Source organism: Sphingobacterium spiritivorum ATCC 33861, from assembly GCF_000143765.1.
In the GTDB taxonomy this organism is placed as follows: domain Bacteria; phylum Bacteroidota; class Bacteroidia; order Sphingobacteriales; family Sphingobacteriaceae; genus Sphingobacterium; species Sphingobacterium spiritivorum.
The window spans coordinates 39,385-53,848 of the sequence record NZ_GL379780.1; the positions used below are offsets into that span (position 1 = coordinate 39,385).

At 38.8% G+C, this 14,464-nt stretch carries 14 protein-coding genes; 4 read left to right on the plus strand and 10 right to left on the minus strand.

Going from position 1 to position 14,464, the window contains the following annotated elements; translation table 11 throughout:
- Positions 1-64: 64 nt before the first annotated feature.
- On the plus strand, positions 65-640 hold the full coding sequence (locus tag HMPREF0766_RS21570) for a YdeI/OmpD-associated family protein (protein WP_003002270.1): 576 nt from the start codon (positions 65-67) through the stop codon (positions 638-640).
- Between the two features lie 42 nt (positions 641-682).
- Here the strand turns inward: HMPREF0766_RS21570 and HMPREF0766_RS21575 are convergent, their stop codons facing one another.
- The 5 genes from HMPREF0766_RS21575 to gyrB form a co-directional block, all read right to left on the minus strand.
- On the minus strand, positions 683-2,578 hold the full coding sequence (locus HMPREF0766_RS21575) for a RecQ family ATP-dependent DNA helicase (RefSeq protein ID WP_003002272.1): 1,896 nt from the start codon (positions 2,576-2,578) through the stop codon (positions 683-685).
- A gap of 2 nt (positions 2,579-2,580) precedes the next feature.
- Positions 2,581-4,626: a ComEC/Rec2 family competence protein gene (locus HMPREF0766_RS21580; protein WP_236590415.1), complete on the minus strand. Its 2,046-nt coding sequence runs from the start codon at positions 4,624-4,626 to the stop codon at positions 2,581-2,583.
- A gap of 37 nt (positions 4,627-4,663) precedes the next feature.
- Positions 4,664-6,718 carry a ComEA family DNA-binding protein gene (locus tag HMPREF0766_RS21585; RefSeq protein WP_003002276.1) on the minus strand — a complete coding sequence of 685 codons (2,055 nt, stop codon included), beginning with the start codon at positions 6,716-6,718 and terminating at the stop codon, positions 4,664-4,666.
- Positions 6,708-7,511 carry a hypothetical protein gene (locus tag HMPREF0766_RS21590; protein ID WP_003002278.1) on the minus strand — a complete coding sequence of 268 codons (804 nt, stop codon included), beginning with the start codon at positions 7,509-7,511 and terminating at the stop codon, positions 6,708-6,710. Before HMPREF0766_RS21590 ends, HMPREF0766_RS21585 begins: the two co-directional genes overlap by 11 nt.
- Before the next feature lie 123 nt (positions 7,512-7,634).
- Complete coding sequence (gene gyrB / locus HMPREF0766_RS21595; RefSeq protein ID WP_003002279.1) at positions 7,635-9,593, minus strand: DNA topoisomerase (ATP-hydrolyzing) subunit B; 1,959 nt, start codon at positions 9,591-9,593, stop codon at positions 7,635-7,637.
- 194 nt (positions 9,594-9,787) lie between these two features.
- Here gyrB and HMPREF0766_RS21600 point away from each other — a divergent pair, with 194 nt between their 5' ends.
- Together HMPREF0766_RS21600 and HMPREF0766_RS21605 are read left to right on the plus strand one after the other, a co-directional pair.
- Entirely contained in the window at positions 9,788-10,414 is a 627-nt protein-coding gene (locus HMPREF0766_RS21600; protein ID WP_003002280.1) for an OmpH/Skp family outer membrane protein, read from the plus strand.
- A 118-nt stretch (positions 10,415-10,532) separates the two neighbouring features.
- Positions 10,533-11,438 carry a magnesium transporter CorA family protein gene (locus HMPREF0766_RS21605; protein WP_003002281.1) on the plus strand — a complete coding sequence of 302 codons (906 nt, stop codon included), beginning with the start codon at positions 10,533-10,535 and terminating at the stop codon, positions 11,436-11,438.
- Here the strand turns inward: HMPREF0766_RS21605 and tsaB are convergent, their stop codons facing one another.
- The 5 genes from tsaB to mscL form a co-directional block, all read right to left on the minus strand.
- Positions 11,439-12,140 (minus strand): tRNA (adenosine(37)-N6)-threonylcarbamoyltransferase complex dimerization subunit type 1 TsaB, encoded by a 702-nt coding sequence (gene tsaB, locus HMPREF0766_RS21610; RefSeq protein ID WP_003002282.1) that lies wholly within the window; start codon positions 12,138-12,140, stop codon positions 11,439-11,441. It abuts the gene before it with no gap.
- A 12-nt stretch (positions 12,141-12,152) separates the two neighbouring features.
- Positions 12,153-12,407 (minus strand): membrane protein insertion efficiency factor YidD, encoded by a 255-nt coding sequence (gene yidD, locus HMPREF0766_RS21615; RefSeq protein ID WP_003002283.1) that lies wholly within the window; start codon positions 12,405-12,407, stop codon positions 12,153-12,155.
- Positions 12,370-12,777 (minus strand): ribonuclease P protein component, encoded by a 408-nt coding sequence (locus tag HMPREF0766_RS21620; RefSeq protein ID WP_003002284.1) that lies wholly within the window; start codon positions 12,775-12,777, stop codon positions 12,370-12,372. The genes yidD and HMPREF0766_RS21620 overlap by 38 nt, the downstream gene beginning before the upstream one ends.
- Before the next feature lie 62 nt (positions 12,778-12,839).
- Positions 12,840-12,998, minus strand: coding sequence for a 50S ribosomal protein L34 (gene rpmH / locus HMPREF0766_RS22215; RefSeq protein WP_003002285.1), 159 nt, complete (start codon positions 12,996-12,998; stop codon positions 12,840-12,842).
- A gap of 189 nt (positions 12,999-13,187) precedes the next feature.
- Positions 13,188-13,595 (minus strand): large-conductance mechanosensitive channel protein MscL, encoded by a 408-nt coding sequence (mscL, locus tag HMPREF0766_RS21625; protein ID WP_003002286.1) that lies wholly within the window; start codon positions 13,593-13,595, stop codon positions 13,188-13,190.
- A gap of 206 nt (positions 13,596-13,801) precedes the next feature.
- On the opposite strand from mscL, the gene HMPREF0766_RS21630 reads away from it, so the two are divergent.
- Entirely contained in the window at positions 13,802-14,440 is a 639-nt protein-coding gene (locus HMPREF0766_RS21630) for a response regulator (protein WP_003002287.1), read from the plus strand.
- Positions 14,441-14,464 lie beyond the last annotated feature (24 nt).

Below are 14,464 nucleotides of genomic sequence, written 5' to 3' on the forward strand. Positions count from 1 at the left end.
CAGGGTTTTTTGTTTATATTCGGATGTAAATTGTAAATTTTATCTTTAATCAAACAGTAGCGAAATGGATAAAACCAATAGATGGATAGAGGAACTTGATCTGCTGACGCAAATTATTCAGGAGTTTCCTCTGGAGCAGACAACCAAATGGGGCGGTCCCGTATTTACCTATCAAAATAAAAACATCCTTTCTTTCGCTGGATTCAAAAATCATTTTGCGCTTTGGTTTTTCAACGGATCACATCTAACAGATCCTTATCAGGTGTTGCGTGCCACACAGGGCGAAAAAACCAAAAACCTCAGACAGTGGCGTTTTACTGACCGGTCAGAAATAAACAGCAAACAGATCGCAGAATATATTACAGAAGCGATAGAAGTGGAGAAAAAAGGACTGAAGACAGTACCGGGCAAGAAAGAATACATTCCTATACCTCCATCGCTGAGCGATCAGCTGGACAACGATAATGTACTAAAACATGCTTTTGAAAAACTAAGTCCGGCAAAGCAAAACGAATACAATGAATATATAGCAGAAGCAAAACAAAGCAAGACACAAGCCACCCGTATTGAAAAAATAATTCCAAACATTCTGCAGGGTTACAGCTTGCACGAGCAATATAAAAAGCCCAAGAAAGTATAAAGCAACTGGCTTAATCAATAGAATTACCGTAACCAGTATATGCTAAAAAACATTCACCCAGGTATACTGTTCATCTTTGACTTCAACTTGTCCTTCGTCCAGAAGTTCACGAATCACTTTTAAGCGGATCGTATCATCGCCTATAGTTATCCGATCGACCAGACTATGAAGATCCAGCATATCATCAATCAGCAGTATTTTGACCTCTGCTTTAATCTTTTGTTCCTGATTGGAACGATGCTGGCGTATAAGACACAGATCACATTCTCCACACGGAGCCACAGCCTGCTCCCCAAAATATTCACGAATGGAAATGCTTCTGCAATTCTTTGTATCAAGATAAGCATATATCGCTTTGAGTTGCTCTTCCTTGACCCCTCTCCGCTCCCTGATAAACTGCGTATCGATATAAAGATTTTTATAGTCTACCCTGTTTTGCAGAAATTGCAATTGCGGAGCATCTGTATGAGGTAAATAACTGGCGACCTGTTGTTTTTGCAGATTCTTTAGCATTTCCACCACTGTACCATAAGAGATCTTCAGCTTTTTAGCAAACTCATATTCGTTAATATGAATATAAAAATCAAAAGCTCCCCCATATGAACGTAGAATCGCTTTTATCAAACCATCATACTTCGCATTACTGATCTGGAATTTGTACAATTCCTGATAATCTATTTCAAACTTGAATCGGGCGGGTATGAACACGGCTTCAGACAGCGAGATCCATCCATCTCGTTCCAGAAATTTCAATGCACTCATGGTTGGCAAAAGATCGACCTTATACTTCTTGGCGAACTCCACTACATCAAAATCAAATACAGCTCCTTCTCCTGCTCCGTATGCGATTTGAAAATGATTGCAAAGGTGGTGATACAGCTGCTGAATAAATGTAATCTCCGGAAATCCGGATTCCATATTACTCCACAATTTCTCGCGATCTTCCTGTTGATACAGCAGTACCGGAAATGCCTTTTTCCCGTCTCGTCCAGCTCTGCCCGCTTCCTGATAGTATGCTTCCAGTGCATCCGGGATATCCAGGTGAATAACAAAACGCACATCAGCTTTATCTATTCCCATTCCAAAAGCATTTGTTGCTACGATAACGCGAATCTGATTGTTCATCCAGGCATCCTGTTTCTGAGAACGGGAAACTGTATCCATACCCGCATGATAAAAATCAGCAGGTATTCCATGATTCAGCAGATGTCTCGCGATTTCCTGTGTCTCTCTTCTGTTTCTGACATATACTACCCCGGATCCTCCCTGTTTCTTGATAATACGGATCATACGTCCTATCTTATCTTCTTCATGTAATGCCATATATCCCAGGTTTTTCCGCTCAAAACTCATGCTGAATACCTGAGGAACTTTGAAATTTAACTTTTCCTGAATATCCTCAACGACCTTTGGTGTAGCAGAAGCTGTGACAGCTAAAAAAGGGATATCCAGATGCAATTCCTTTAAGCCCGTTAATTGCAGATAAGAAGGTCTGAAATCATACCCCCATTGCGAGATACAGTGTGCTTCATCGATTGCAAACAGGTTGACTTTCATATAGCGGATACGTTCTCTTACCAACTCGCTGTACAACCGCTCAGGAGCGAGATACAAAAACTTGATCTTACCAAAGATACAATTGTCTAATGCAATATCCATTTCCCGGGGACTCATCCCGGAGAAAATCGCTATAGCTTCAATTCCTCTTTTTCTCAATTGCTCTACCTGATCCTTCATTAATGCAATAAGAGGACTGATAACAATGCAGATCCCTTCCTTCATCATAGCAGGTACCTGATAGCATAAAGATTTACCTCCGCCTGTAGGCATTAGCGCAAGGGTATCCCGGCCCTGCAAGATAGAATCGATGATCTCTTCCTGCAAAGGGCGAAATGATTCATATCCCCAATACTGTTTTAAAATTGCCTTACTTGTCATAGCTAATCTCCAACCCAAACATAAGCAAAATTATCCTTCAAGCAATAATAAGGAACTTTCAAAATATCCAGTTCCGCTTTATAATCTTTAATTCTGCGATCTATATTAGACCCGTCAATAATGACCATACTGGGTCTCATTACCGGGATAATTTCTTTCAGATTACTTCGGTTATTTTTTCTCAGGACCAGGATCTGGCTTGGCAAAACCTTATCCGCTGTTATATATTTCTCCAGGACCGTGATGGATATACCAGAAGTACTGAGTTGCAGATTCCGCCGGGTATTATCATCAGAAACTTGTTCAAAATCAATTTCATCCTGATGTGTATATCTTAACAGATCCGGCAGTATACTATACACAATCACAGGATGCTGCAAGGAGTCCATATTAGTGAACAACACGACTTTTCCTTTACGAATATGTGCAATAGCAAGATGTTTTTTCACATTATAAATCCGGATTCCTGCATAGTTTTTCATCTTTATATGATCAATAAATAACAAACACTGAACTATAAAAACACAGAGGATTCCGATTTTAAAAGCAACTTTTATTCGGTAATGAAAAGCTATGGATAAGAAAAAACAAGCTAAAAAAAGCAGGATGACCTGATCGATGGAAAACACCACCCCCTGAATTAATGATCCAGGAAGGCAATCCAGTATACGAAGCCCCTCCCACATAAACTGAATAAGCCATTCGAGCATTTTCCCCATGAACTGACTGAGTAAATCCAAAGGAAAAAAAGCCAATACTAACCCTACATACATCATACAGGTAGAGGGTAAAGCAATAAACAGATTTGCAATCAGAAAATAGTTTGGGAATTGTCCGAAATAATAAAAAACAAGTGGTAGGGTGAATAACTGTGCAGCTATAGAGATATACATATATTCCATAAAAATTTTAAGATATTTCCCTTTCGGCAGATACAGTTTATTCAATAAAGGCAATACCGTCACAATACCTAAAACAGCAAGGTAGGAAAGCTGAAATCCCAGATCGGCCAATATTTTAGTATTTGTAAGCAGCATAAAAAATGCTGAAGAAGCAATAGTATTATACGTTTTGAGATCCTTTCCCAACATGTTGGAGACCACAAAAAAGGAAATCATCAGTCCTGCACGCAAAGCTGAGGGAGAAAGTCCGGTCAGCACGACATACATCCATATAAAAGCCAATAAAATAACATGTTGAATGCTTCGACCAGCTTTCCATCGAGCGAGTCCTTTTAACAGAAAAGATAAAATCCAGAATACCAACCCCACATGCATTCCGGAGACACTCAATACATGAATAGTACCAGTGTTACTAAAGGCTGTTATAGTCTCCTTATCCATTTCTGACCGGTAACCTAAAATAATAGCTGTAGCAACCTGAAATGCTATATCATCCCCAATATACTGCCTGAATCGCTTTACAATCTTTCTGCGCATCTCAAGAGCAAATCTCAAAACCGGATTTCCTTCATGATGCCCCAAAACATAATACTGTGCAGGATTCAGGAATGTATGTTGCCATATATTCTGATGAGAAAGGTAAGATTGATAATCGAACTCTCGGGGATTGAAAGGAGGAGATACATCTTTTATAGCAGCATGCAAAATCAACTTATCACCATATTGCAATCTTTCAGTTGATTCCTCTCTCTTCATCGTTACAAGCAGATTTCCGGATCTCTTTTCTGATCCTGAATCATTTACTCCAGCTATAATGCGAACAGGAAAGCGGACAATCTGATTCTTAGTTATGATTTCATCAGCAATAATGCCAACAAGTTGCTGATCTCCATAAGCCGAAAAATGATCGGGCTTATGACGAGGGTTTTCTTTAACCGTTTTCCATAATCCAAACAGACAGATCAGAATATATAGTCCCCACATATACATATATCTTAAGCGGTGGAAACTCCGAAAAACAAAACTTAAGATGGTTGTCAGGAGCAAGAATATCAGTATCACTTCCAGATAAAAAACAGAGAACGTCATATTTTCCACAGCAAATCCCAAACTAATACCCACCAGAAATATCAGTAACAGTCTCACAAAGGGTATATGTTTAGGATCAGGCTTTGGCATTACTTTAAAATTGAATTCTTCCTTGTATTTTAATATCAGATTTGCGATTTCCGGCGATCTGCTCCAGGCCAGATCCGATTACATCCTTATCGGGATACAAGGTGACAGCATATTTAACCCACAGATCTATATTTTTGCGAACTCTCCACCTCCCGTTTGCATAGGTACGATAACCCTTATCAAAATAGGAAGGGAAAGAAGAACTGTATAACACATCATTTTCGTAAGTGTAAATGCGGGAATTAAACCCATCGGTATTAAAATAGGCTATTCGCAGGTTAGCACTTATACGTTTGTTAACAGAAGACCAGAAGATATCCTGAGCACCCAGCCACCCTTTCTGAGGAGCATCAAATTCTTTAGTATATCTTACAACTTCCGTTCTGCTTCTGATCATCCACTGATTTGTCAGCTTATATTCGAAATCGCACCTCAACTGATATCTTTTTAGCTCAGCAAGTATCTGCTCCGCAATCCCGAAGTCTGAGGAGTTCTCTTCTCTGAACCGATGACGGAATCGGAGTGCCAGCCGACCTTTTTTATACCATTGGTAAGTAAATTGAGAAAACACTTCATATCCTTTTGTAGGAGCATCTGCCCGAAATCTTAACCATGGAAACCTAAATACATCTGCATAACCGACCCATTCTATTTTACGGGAAGGATGGTAGACTGCACCTGCATACAACCCGCTCTCATTATTGACAGTTCCACCCTCTCCTATTCCCTGTGCAAAGAATTGATGGTAATTCTTCTGATAATTTCTTTGTAACAGCACTAACGAAAATTTTGGATGAAGACTACTCACCATTCCATTCAGAACCGCCGTTCCACCTCCTGCACTTTTGGCTATTTCACCAAAAACGTAGGTATTTTTGAATGTGTATTGGTAATATCCGCTAATATTGGTTAGCGCCTGACCGCGAAATGCAAAGCGGTTCCGCAGTAGTTCTGCCGGATTTATATAACCGCTATAGTTTGTCTGCATAAGATTTATCCCCACATAAAGCCGGTCAATTCTATAATTTACATTGCCTCCATAGACATATTCATCAATGGAGTGGCGCTGCCTTTGTTCTGTTGGTGTACGATGTAGTCCCGAATTAGAAAGAGATAAAATGATTCTTCCTGAATCTGTTTCCAAAACATGTCCGCTTCGTTTCTTTAACGACATAAATGGTGTGATCTGTAACCGTCCCATCGCTATCGTCCCAGCTAAACCTCTAAAGAAATTAGTCTCATTAAAAGAAGTATAAGGTTTCAGGCCAATGCCTTGACGGGCTACACTGCTCACCCAGGAACCTTTCCCGAATGCGAGACCATTCCAGACCACCAGACCCTGCCCAAATTGAAGAGAATAGTCACCCATAATAACTTCTTTCAATCTATTGTTTACTTTGACAGAAAGACTACCCGAATAAAAGTCAAATCCGTATGCCTGTGCATATTTAAATAAAGGCTCACCAGCATCTTTCTCCATATTTATTGAAAGTCTGACAGCATCCTTATAATTCAATCTGTAGCGTACCATATAACGGTCCTGATTACCCAGATACCTGGACCTCGAAGTATCTGTTATCTGATAACCTCTTGCCTGTTGCAATCCTCTTCCGAAACGCACCATATATTCATGTGAGGATGTATTCCATAATTTATTTAAGGTAAAACTCTCGAATACAGGAGCGTCCCCCACTTTCACAAACGGTAAAAGACGCTCAATAGTTATTTCGTCAAATCCTTCTATCCCTTGCAGTTCCAGTACCGATAACATACGTCCGGATCGCATTCTATGATCTAACAGATTAGCAATCTGAACTGGGGTCAGAAACAATAACTCAGACAAATCCCGCCCGTCTGTCTTATTGAGATCGATAGGATTACGAAGAAAATACCGCAGTCGTTCTGTATATTCACTGATGTCTGCAAAATCATCGGTCGCCTCATTTAATTGCTCAATAAGTTCTTCTTCCAGCTGTTCTAATTTTTCCTGTGCAGCAACACAAAAACTGAGAGATAGCAATAATCCTGTTATTACTATCCGGATAGGATCATAAACCATAGGCCAAGGCTAATTGAGGAGAGGTGCCCAGATAGGGATGAAATGATGATGATAAATCAATCCTTATCTTTGAAAGCACAAATCCTATTCCTGCAAAATATTCTATTGGATTAGAAGAGACTCCTCCTCTGATCTTAAGACGGTGATCCAGCCGATATTCCAGACCACTCCTTATAAACCAGCGATTCTGCAGATCAGAAACCACATCAGTGTTAACCATAAGCCCCGAGGATATCCGGTAGTTAGTCCCTGCTCCTATTTCCTGAACTATACGATCGGCTGCAGCTTGATTTATGACTGTATTTGTAATATTCTTAAATATAAACCCAGCGGTAAGCGATGGATTACATTTGTACTGCAAACCCAGATCATATGACATAGCCTGTTCTCCCCCATATTTATCCACAGCTTTACGATGATAATTTACAGAAACTGAAGTAGAGAGTATATCTGCAAAGTTGCGTGCATAAGAAATATTTGCTCTTAAAAAAGAGCTCAACGCTGGAATCCCGTAACTGTGAACAGAGATACCCAGAGCTCCTAATTGTTTTACAGGAATAGCAAAATAAGCCGCCTGCGTCTGTATATCCTGTATGAGAAGATATCTTTGATAAGCAATTGCAACATGGAGCTCATCAATTTCCACCAGACCGGCAGGATTACTCGTCAGACTGTAAATCCCCCCTAAGGCAATACCAGTATTTCCAATTCCCTGAAAAGGGGCAGCATTGAATGGTTGAGATACTGCTTCAAGAGAAATTAACATCAAGAATATTAATTTCCTTAACTTCATAATTTATGTTTTTGCTTAAAATTACCTTAAGTTAAACATTTTATTTTTAAAAGAAAATAAAATGTAAAAAAAAGCCTGTTGATATTTCAACAGGCTTTTAAACTTTATATGATTTCTTAAAGATTAAGCATCAATTTTTGCATAACGTGCGTTCTTCTCAATAAATTCACGACGTGGAGCTACTTCATCACCCATCAACATAGAGAAAATACGATCACACTCAGCAGCATTATCAATGGTCACCTGACGAAGCGTACGATGTTCCGGATTCATAGTGGTATCCCATAGCTGTTCCGCATTCATCTCTCCGAGACCTTTATAGCGCTGCACATGCACACTATCTTCTTTACCTGCACCTTTAAGACGCTGAATTGCTTGCAAGCGCTGTTCCTCTGTCCAAGCGTATTCAGATTCCTTACCTTTTTTCACCAGATATAACGGCGGCGTGGCTATATAGACATATCCGTTTTCTATCAACTCCTTCATGTATCTGAAGTAGAAGGTCAGAATCAATGTAGCAATATGACTTCCATCCACATCGGCATCCGTCATTATCACAATTTTATGGTAACGAAGTTTTTCAAGGTTTAATGCTTTTGCATCATCTGCAGTTCCTACACTGACACCTAATGCAGTAAACATATTCTTGATTTCTTCATTTTCGTATATTTTATGTTCCATAGCCTTTTCTACGTTCAGAATTTTACCTCTTAACGGCATAATGGCCTGAAATTTACGATCCCGTCCCTGCTTGGCTGTTCCACCTGCAGAATCCCCCTCGACAAAGAAGATCTCACATTTATGCGGATCATTGTCAGAGCAATCCGCTAATTTGCCTGGAAGTCCGGAGCCACCCATTACTGTTTTACGCTGAACCATTTCACGCGCTTTACGTGCAGCAGCACGCGCCTGAGCCGCAATTACGACTTTCTGAACAATCATCTTGGCTTCACGTGGATTCTCTTCCAGATAAGTACTTAAAATTTCCCCTACAGCAACATCCACAGCTCCCATCACCTCATTGTTACCTAACTTGGTTTTAGTCTGTCCTTCAAATTGTGGTTCAGCCACTTTAACAGAAATAACAGCTGTGAGTCCTTCACGGAAGTCATCTCCGGCAATCTCTACTTTCAGATTTTTTAACAATCCGGAATCTTCAGCATATTTTTTCAAAGTACGGGTCAGTCCGCGACGGAAACCTGCAACGTGTGATCCACCCTCAATTGTATTAATATTATTCACATAAGAATGAACGTTTTCCGAATAAGTATCGTTATACTGCAGTGCAAGCTCTACCGGAACACCCTGCTTTATCCCTTCTACGTATATTGGATTAGAGATCAAAGACTGGCGGTTACCGTCTAAGAATTTAACAAATTCCTGTAAGCCCCCTTCCGAGAAAAAAACATCTTTTCTAAAAGATCCGTCATCTAGGATTTCTCTTTCATCAACAATAGTCAGACGAATTCCTTTATTCAGGAAAGCCAGCTCACGAAGACGATTAGATAAGGTATCGTAATTATATACGGTAGTCATCGTGAAAATTTCCGGATCAGGAAAGAAAGTAACAGTTGTACCTGTTCTCTCACTCTCTCCTATTGCCTTTACATCATATTTAGGTTTTCCCTTTTCGTATTCCTGTTTGAATATCTGACCATCACGGTGTACTTCTGCGATCAATAAGGTAGAAAGCGCATTCACACAGGATACCCCGACACCATGCAGACCACCGGAAACTTTGTAAGTGTCCTTATCAAATTTACCACCGGCATGCAGTACTGTCATGACCAACTCCAAAGCAGACTTGTTCTCTTTCTTGTTGATACCTGTAGGAATACCACGTCCGTTGTCCTGTACAGAGATTGAATTACCTTCATGAATGGTGACCAAAATATCGTTACAATATCCGGCTACAGCCTCATCTATAGAATTGTCTACTACCTCATAAACCAAATGGTGTAAGCCCTTTACCCCTGTATCACCGATATACATGGATGGACGTTTACGAACTGCTTCTAAACCTTCTAATACCTGAATATTATCGGCTGAATATGTAGATGTATTTTTCTTTTCTTCGCTCATGTAAAGAATTGTGCTATGATTAAGTTTTACATTCAAAAATACGAAAAATAAGCCACAAAAACAAGTATATTCCGAGCTCACAAGATTCATTTAAGCACACTGATAATAAGCATTTTAAAAGATTTGTTAAATAGATTTATTTGTAAAGAGAAACGGATTTTAAATTTTTTATAGTAGGTTTGTTACTTTAAAATATGACAACCACAAAACGAATGAATAAATTTATTACAACTTTTTCGAAAGCAACACTAGGTGTTATAATCGCGACAGCTGCTATTTCATGTAATCAAAACGCATCTAAGCCGACAGGTTCGGGGGATTCAACTGGTGCAAAAACCAATTCATCATCTGTATCTGAGAAAATTGTTTATATCAATTCGGATACGCTTTCGGAGAAATACGAGTATTTCAAGGATATTAAGTTGAAAATGGAAGCGAAAGTGAAGAAAGCGCAAACAGATCTTCAGTCCAAAAGTCAGGCTTTCCAACGTGAGGTAGCTGAATACCAGCAAAAAGCTGCGAGCATGAGTGCTTCAGACCGTCAGGCTACAGAAGAAAAACTGGCTCGTAAACAAGACGAATTAGGTCGTTTGGATCAGAATGCTTCTGCTTCTATCCAACAAGATGAAGCTACAGAGTTCAACAATGTATACAAAACAATAACAGAATATCTGAAAAAACATGCTACCGAAAATGGTTATACACTGGTATTGACCTATTCGAAATCAAATCCAACAGTATTGTACGCTGATTCTAAGCTGGAAATCACCAAAGAAGTTGTAGAAGCCCTAAACAAAGAATACAAGGCGACAAAAAAATAAGGAACAGGATTATTAATAAACTAGGTATAATGGTCAGCAAATTTGCTGACCTTTTTTGATAACTGAAATTTGTAATTTTAGCCTGTGCTGATTATATTGTACTAACAATACAGCCACAATGATAGAAGTTTTAATAGAAGATGACTGCATACCCTTTGTATGGATCGACATTTCAAATCCAAGCAGAGAAGATTTTAAAGATCTCGCCCCCCGTTATAATCTTAATGAAGCATCTATAAAAGACTGCCTGGAAATCGGACACCTCCCTAAAATTGAGGAGTTTGATACTTATCATTTTCTAATCATCAGATCCGTTGCTAATTCATTTGACGAAAACTCAGACAGCATGACCGACATCACGGACCGTGTTTCTATTTTCTTTAATGAAAAGTTTGTAATTACTGTCCATCGCAATGAAGTAGAATACCTCAATAATATTAAGAAAGCAGACCGTAAAGGTAAAAAATTTGCCAGTACAAAAGCATTGATGAATTTTATTACCTCTGAATCCTTGAAGACATTTGAAAATCTGGCTATGAACGGGCTTTCCGAGCGGCTCGATGATTACGAAGGGATCGTTTTTTTACACAGTAAACGCAAGCTTTTCTTAAAACGCCTTTACTATCTCAAAAGACAGATCGATGTGATCCGCAATATTCTCGCCATATGTAAAGATATTGTAGATTACTTTCATATGCCTGAATATAAAAACATCTACACACAGGATCTGCGGGACTTATATCTTCGTAATTCGACGCTATACCGCAATCTTTCCGAAAACACCAGCCAGTTGCTGTCTGTATACTTCAATATTGAATCTAACCATACGAATGAGATTATGCGCACGCTGACCATCATCTCGGTATTCTTTATGCCACTGACGTTTATTGCAGGAATATACGGAATGAACTTTAAAAATATGCCTGAGCTGGAGTGGTATTACGGATATCCGTTATCCTTAGGCATGATGGCCTTTGTAGCAGCAGTAATCTATATTTGGTTCAAGCGGAAAAGATGGATGTAATTATTTTTTTTTAGGCGTAGTCGCTATAAAGTCTTTAAGATAATACGGCTCAAAATAAGCCACATCTTCAAAAGACTGACTGTTCAGCTTTTCGAAGGCCTGAACGGTCATATGAGCGGCTGAATTGGAAAAATCATCATATACATGAATCAATGGATTGGCTTCAAATAGCGTGTTAAATTTAGGCGCTCCGGAGCCGAACAGATGGAGTTGATACCCCTCCTCTTCATATGCATGAAAAAAATCCTGATCTATTATATTCGCGCCAACAGGTACTACCTGGTGCCCCTGCTTATCATACAGGGCCGAATAAACCTCCATTCTTCTGGCATCTATCATAGGGCATAGCAGTACTTTTTCATTTTCTTGTATGATCCTTTTCGAAAATCCACAGAACATAGCAGACAAGGTGTCAATTGCTATAAGAGGAATATCCAATGCATAACATAAACCTTTTGCTGCTGAAACACCAATTCGTAAGCCTGTATATGAGCCGGGTCCCATACTGACAGCTATTGTCGCCAGATCCCGAACTGAAATACCTGCATCCTGTAGAGCTTTTTCAATGAAAACAGTAAGGTGGGTAGCATGAATATTATTTTCTTCGGCTCCAACAGTTGTTATAACATCACCATCAAGGCTGACTGCTACCGAACAGGCCGGAGTCGCTGTCTCTATCTGCAAAATATAGTTTTTATTCATTGTGCAAAGTTATCAGGGAACAGGATCATGTCCATGGCCTCCCCAGGGATTACATCTTAAAATTCGTTTGATTGCCAGCCAGCCACCTTTAAAAGGACCGTATTTTTTAATTGCCTCCATACCATATTGCGAACAAGTAGGTGTATAGCGGCAGTTTGCGCCCAATAAAGGGGATATAAACAGTTGATAAAAACGGATAAGGAGAATAAAAAAAAATCTGAGTGCCCCTTTAATGATCTTTTCCCAAATAAAGATGATTGCTTTCATTTTTCAGTTTATTCAAAGCTAATGCTAATTTCACTTTCATCTCCGCAAAAGACAATTCTGTCTTTCCCACATATTGTATAGCAATTAGCAAATTTAGGTGATGATCTTCAAGAAAAGAATAAAGGATTTCTTTTTTTTGCGTACGGTAAGCTTCCCTCATCCTCCGTTTGAGCAGATTTCGGGTTACTGCTTTCTTATATCTCCTTTTGGAAACCGAAATAATAACCTGTGCAGGTACCGCTATATCAGCAGCCTGACAAAATACAATCCGGAAAGGGTATAAAACAAAAGAAGAACCACTAAGAAAAAGGCTGTCAATAAGCCTTTTACTGCATAATCGTTCTTCTTTTGTAAAAGTATTATTATTCATATTCGATGACCCGTACAAGCCGGCTATAAAGCTCGGTCTATCTTGCCACCGGCAATGTTTAATTATCCTTTGTGACGGTACTCGTCAGATACTGTTAAGCGTTTTCTACCTTTTGCTCTACGGGAAGCCAATACTCTTCTTCCGTTTGCTGTGCTCATACGTTCTCTGAACCCGTGCTTATTTCTTCTTTTTCTTTGCGATGGCTGAAATGTTCTTTTCATGGCGCTTATGCTATGTATTTAATATTTTTAATTCGTATTATACTCTAAAAGAGGAATGCAAAAGTAACGTTTATATATGAAACAAACAAAATTTATTTCCAATATTTTATTAACCCTATTATACAAAAGTGCTCCCGGCATCTTTTATACCGGGAGCACAAAGACTCCTCTGCTTGTAACAGATGTATATTACTTATTTTTCAGAATATCACGAATTTCAGTCAACAGTGTTTCTTCTTTAGTCGGAGCAGGAGCAGCTGCAGGAGCTGGTTCATCCTTACGTTTCAATGAATTGAGACCTTTTATCACAAGGAAAATACAGAACGCTACGATCAGAAACTGAATGACGATGTTAATAAAGTTACCGTAATTTATAGCAACTTCTTTAATTTTATTAGCTTCATCTCCGGCAGTAAGTACATACTTCATGTCCGAAAAATCAATCCCACCTGTAATAAAACCAATCGGAGGCATAATGATATCATCGACCAACGATGTCACAATTTTACCAAAGGCGCCACCAATAACAACACCGACAGCTAAATCAACAACGCTTCCGCGCATTGCAAATTCTTTAAATTCTTTAATAAATCCCATTTTTCATCTGTTTAATAATTCATATAAGTATAACAAAAATGATGCTTAAAATTATAGTTTTGGCAAAAAAAAAGCATTTTACTAAAAAATGAAGCATTTTTCATATTTTTGATCGAAGTAGTAATTTGTAATTATTATATTTATCAAAATCTCACTTCACTACGAACAGCCAACTTGAGTATATTTAATATTAATAGTATCTATTCATGAAAAAAATATTAATTGCTGACGATCATAGTATTGTAAGACTGGGAGCGTCTGTCATTATTAAAGGGGTTATTGAAAATGCGAATATAACACAAGCGCAGGATTACAGCGAGATTACCAAATTACTGGACGCTAACCGCTATGATCTGCTCTTGCTTGACATCAATATGCCCGGCGGAAATAACATTAAAGTTATTCATGAAATATTGGCAAAACAAAATGACTTAAAAATACTGGTATTTTCTTCTTATGATGAATCACTGTATGCGCTGCGCTATATCGAAGCGGGCGCTGTGGGTTATTTAAATAAGAATACCGCTATGTCTGAACTCGGCAATGCTATTCAATGCATTATTTCAAGAGGAAAGTATATGTCCGATGTTGTCACAGATCTTTATCTGAAGAAACTGACGCAGAGCAAATCCAGTCTTCAAAAAGCGAATCCACTGGCAAAACTCTCTAACAGAGAGATGGATGTAGCCAAACATCTGACTCAGGGTCTGGGTATCCTGGAAGTTTCCAATGAACTCAAACTTAGTGCTTCTACAATAAGTACATACAAAAGCCGGGTATTTGAAAAATTGGGAGTAACGAATATTCCTGAACTTATTCAGTTATTTAATTTGCATTCCACCTAAAGTATAGTTGGAATGCAAATTATT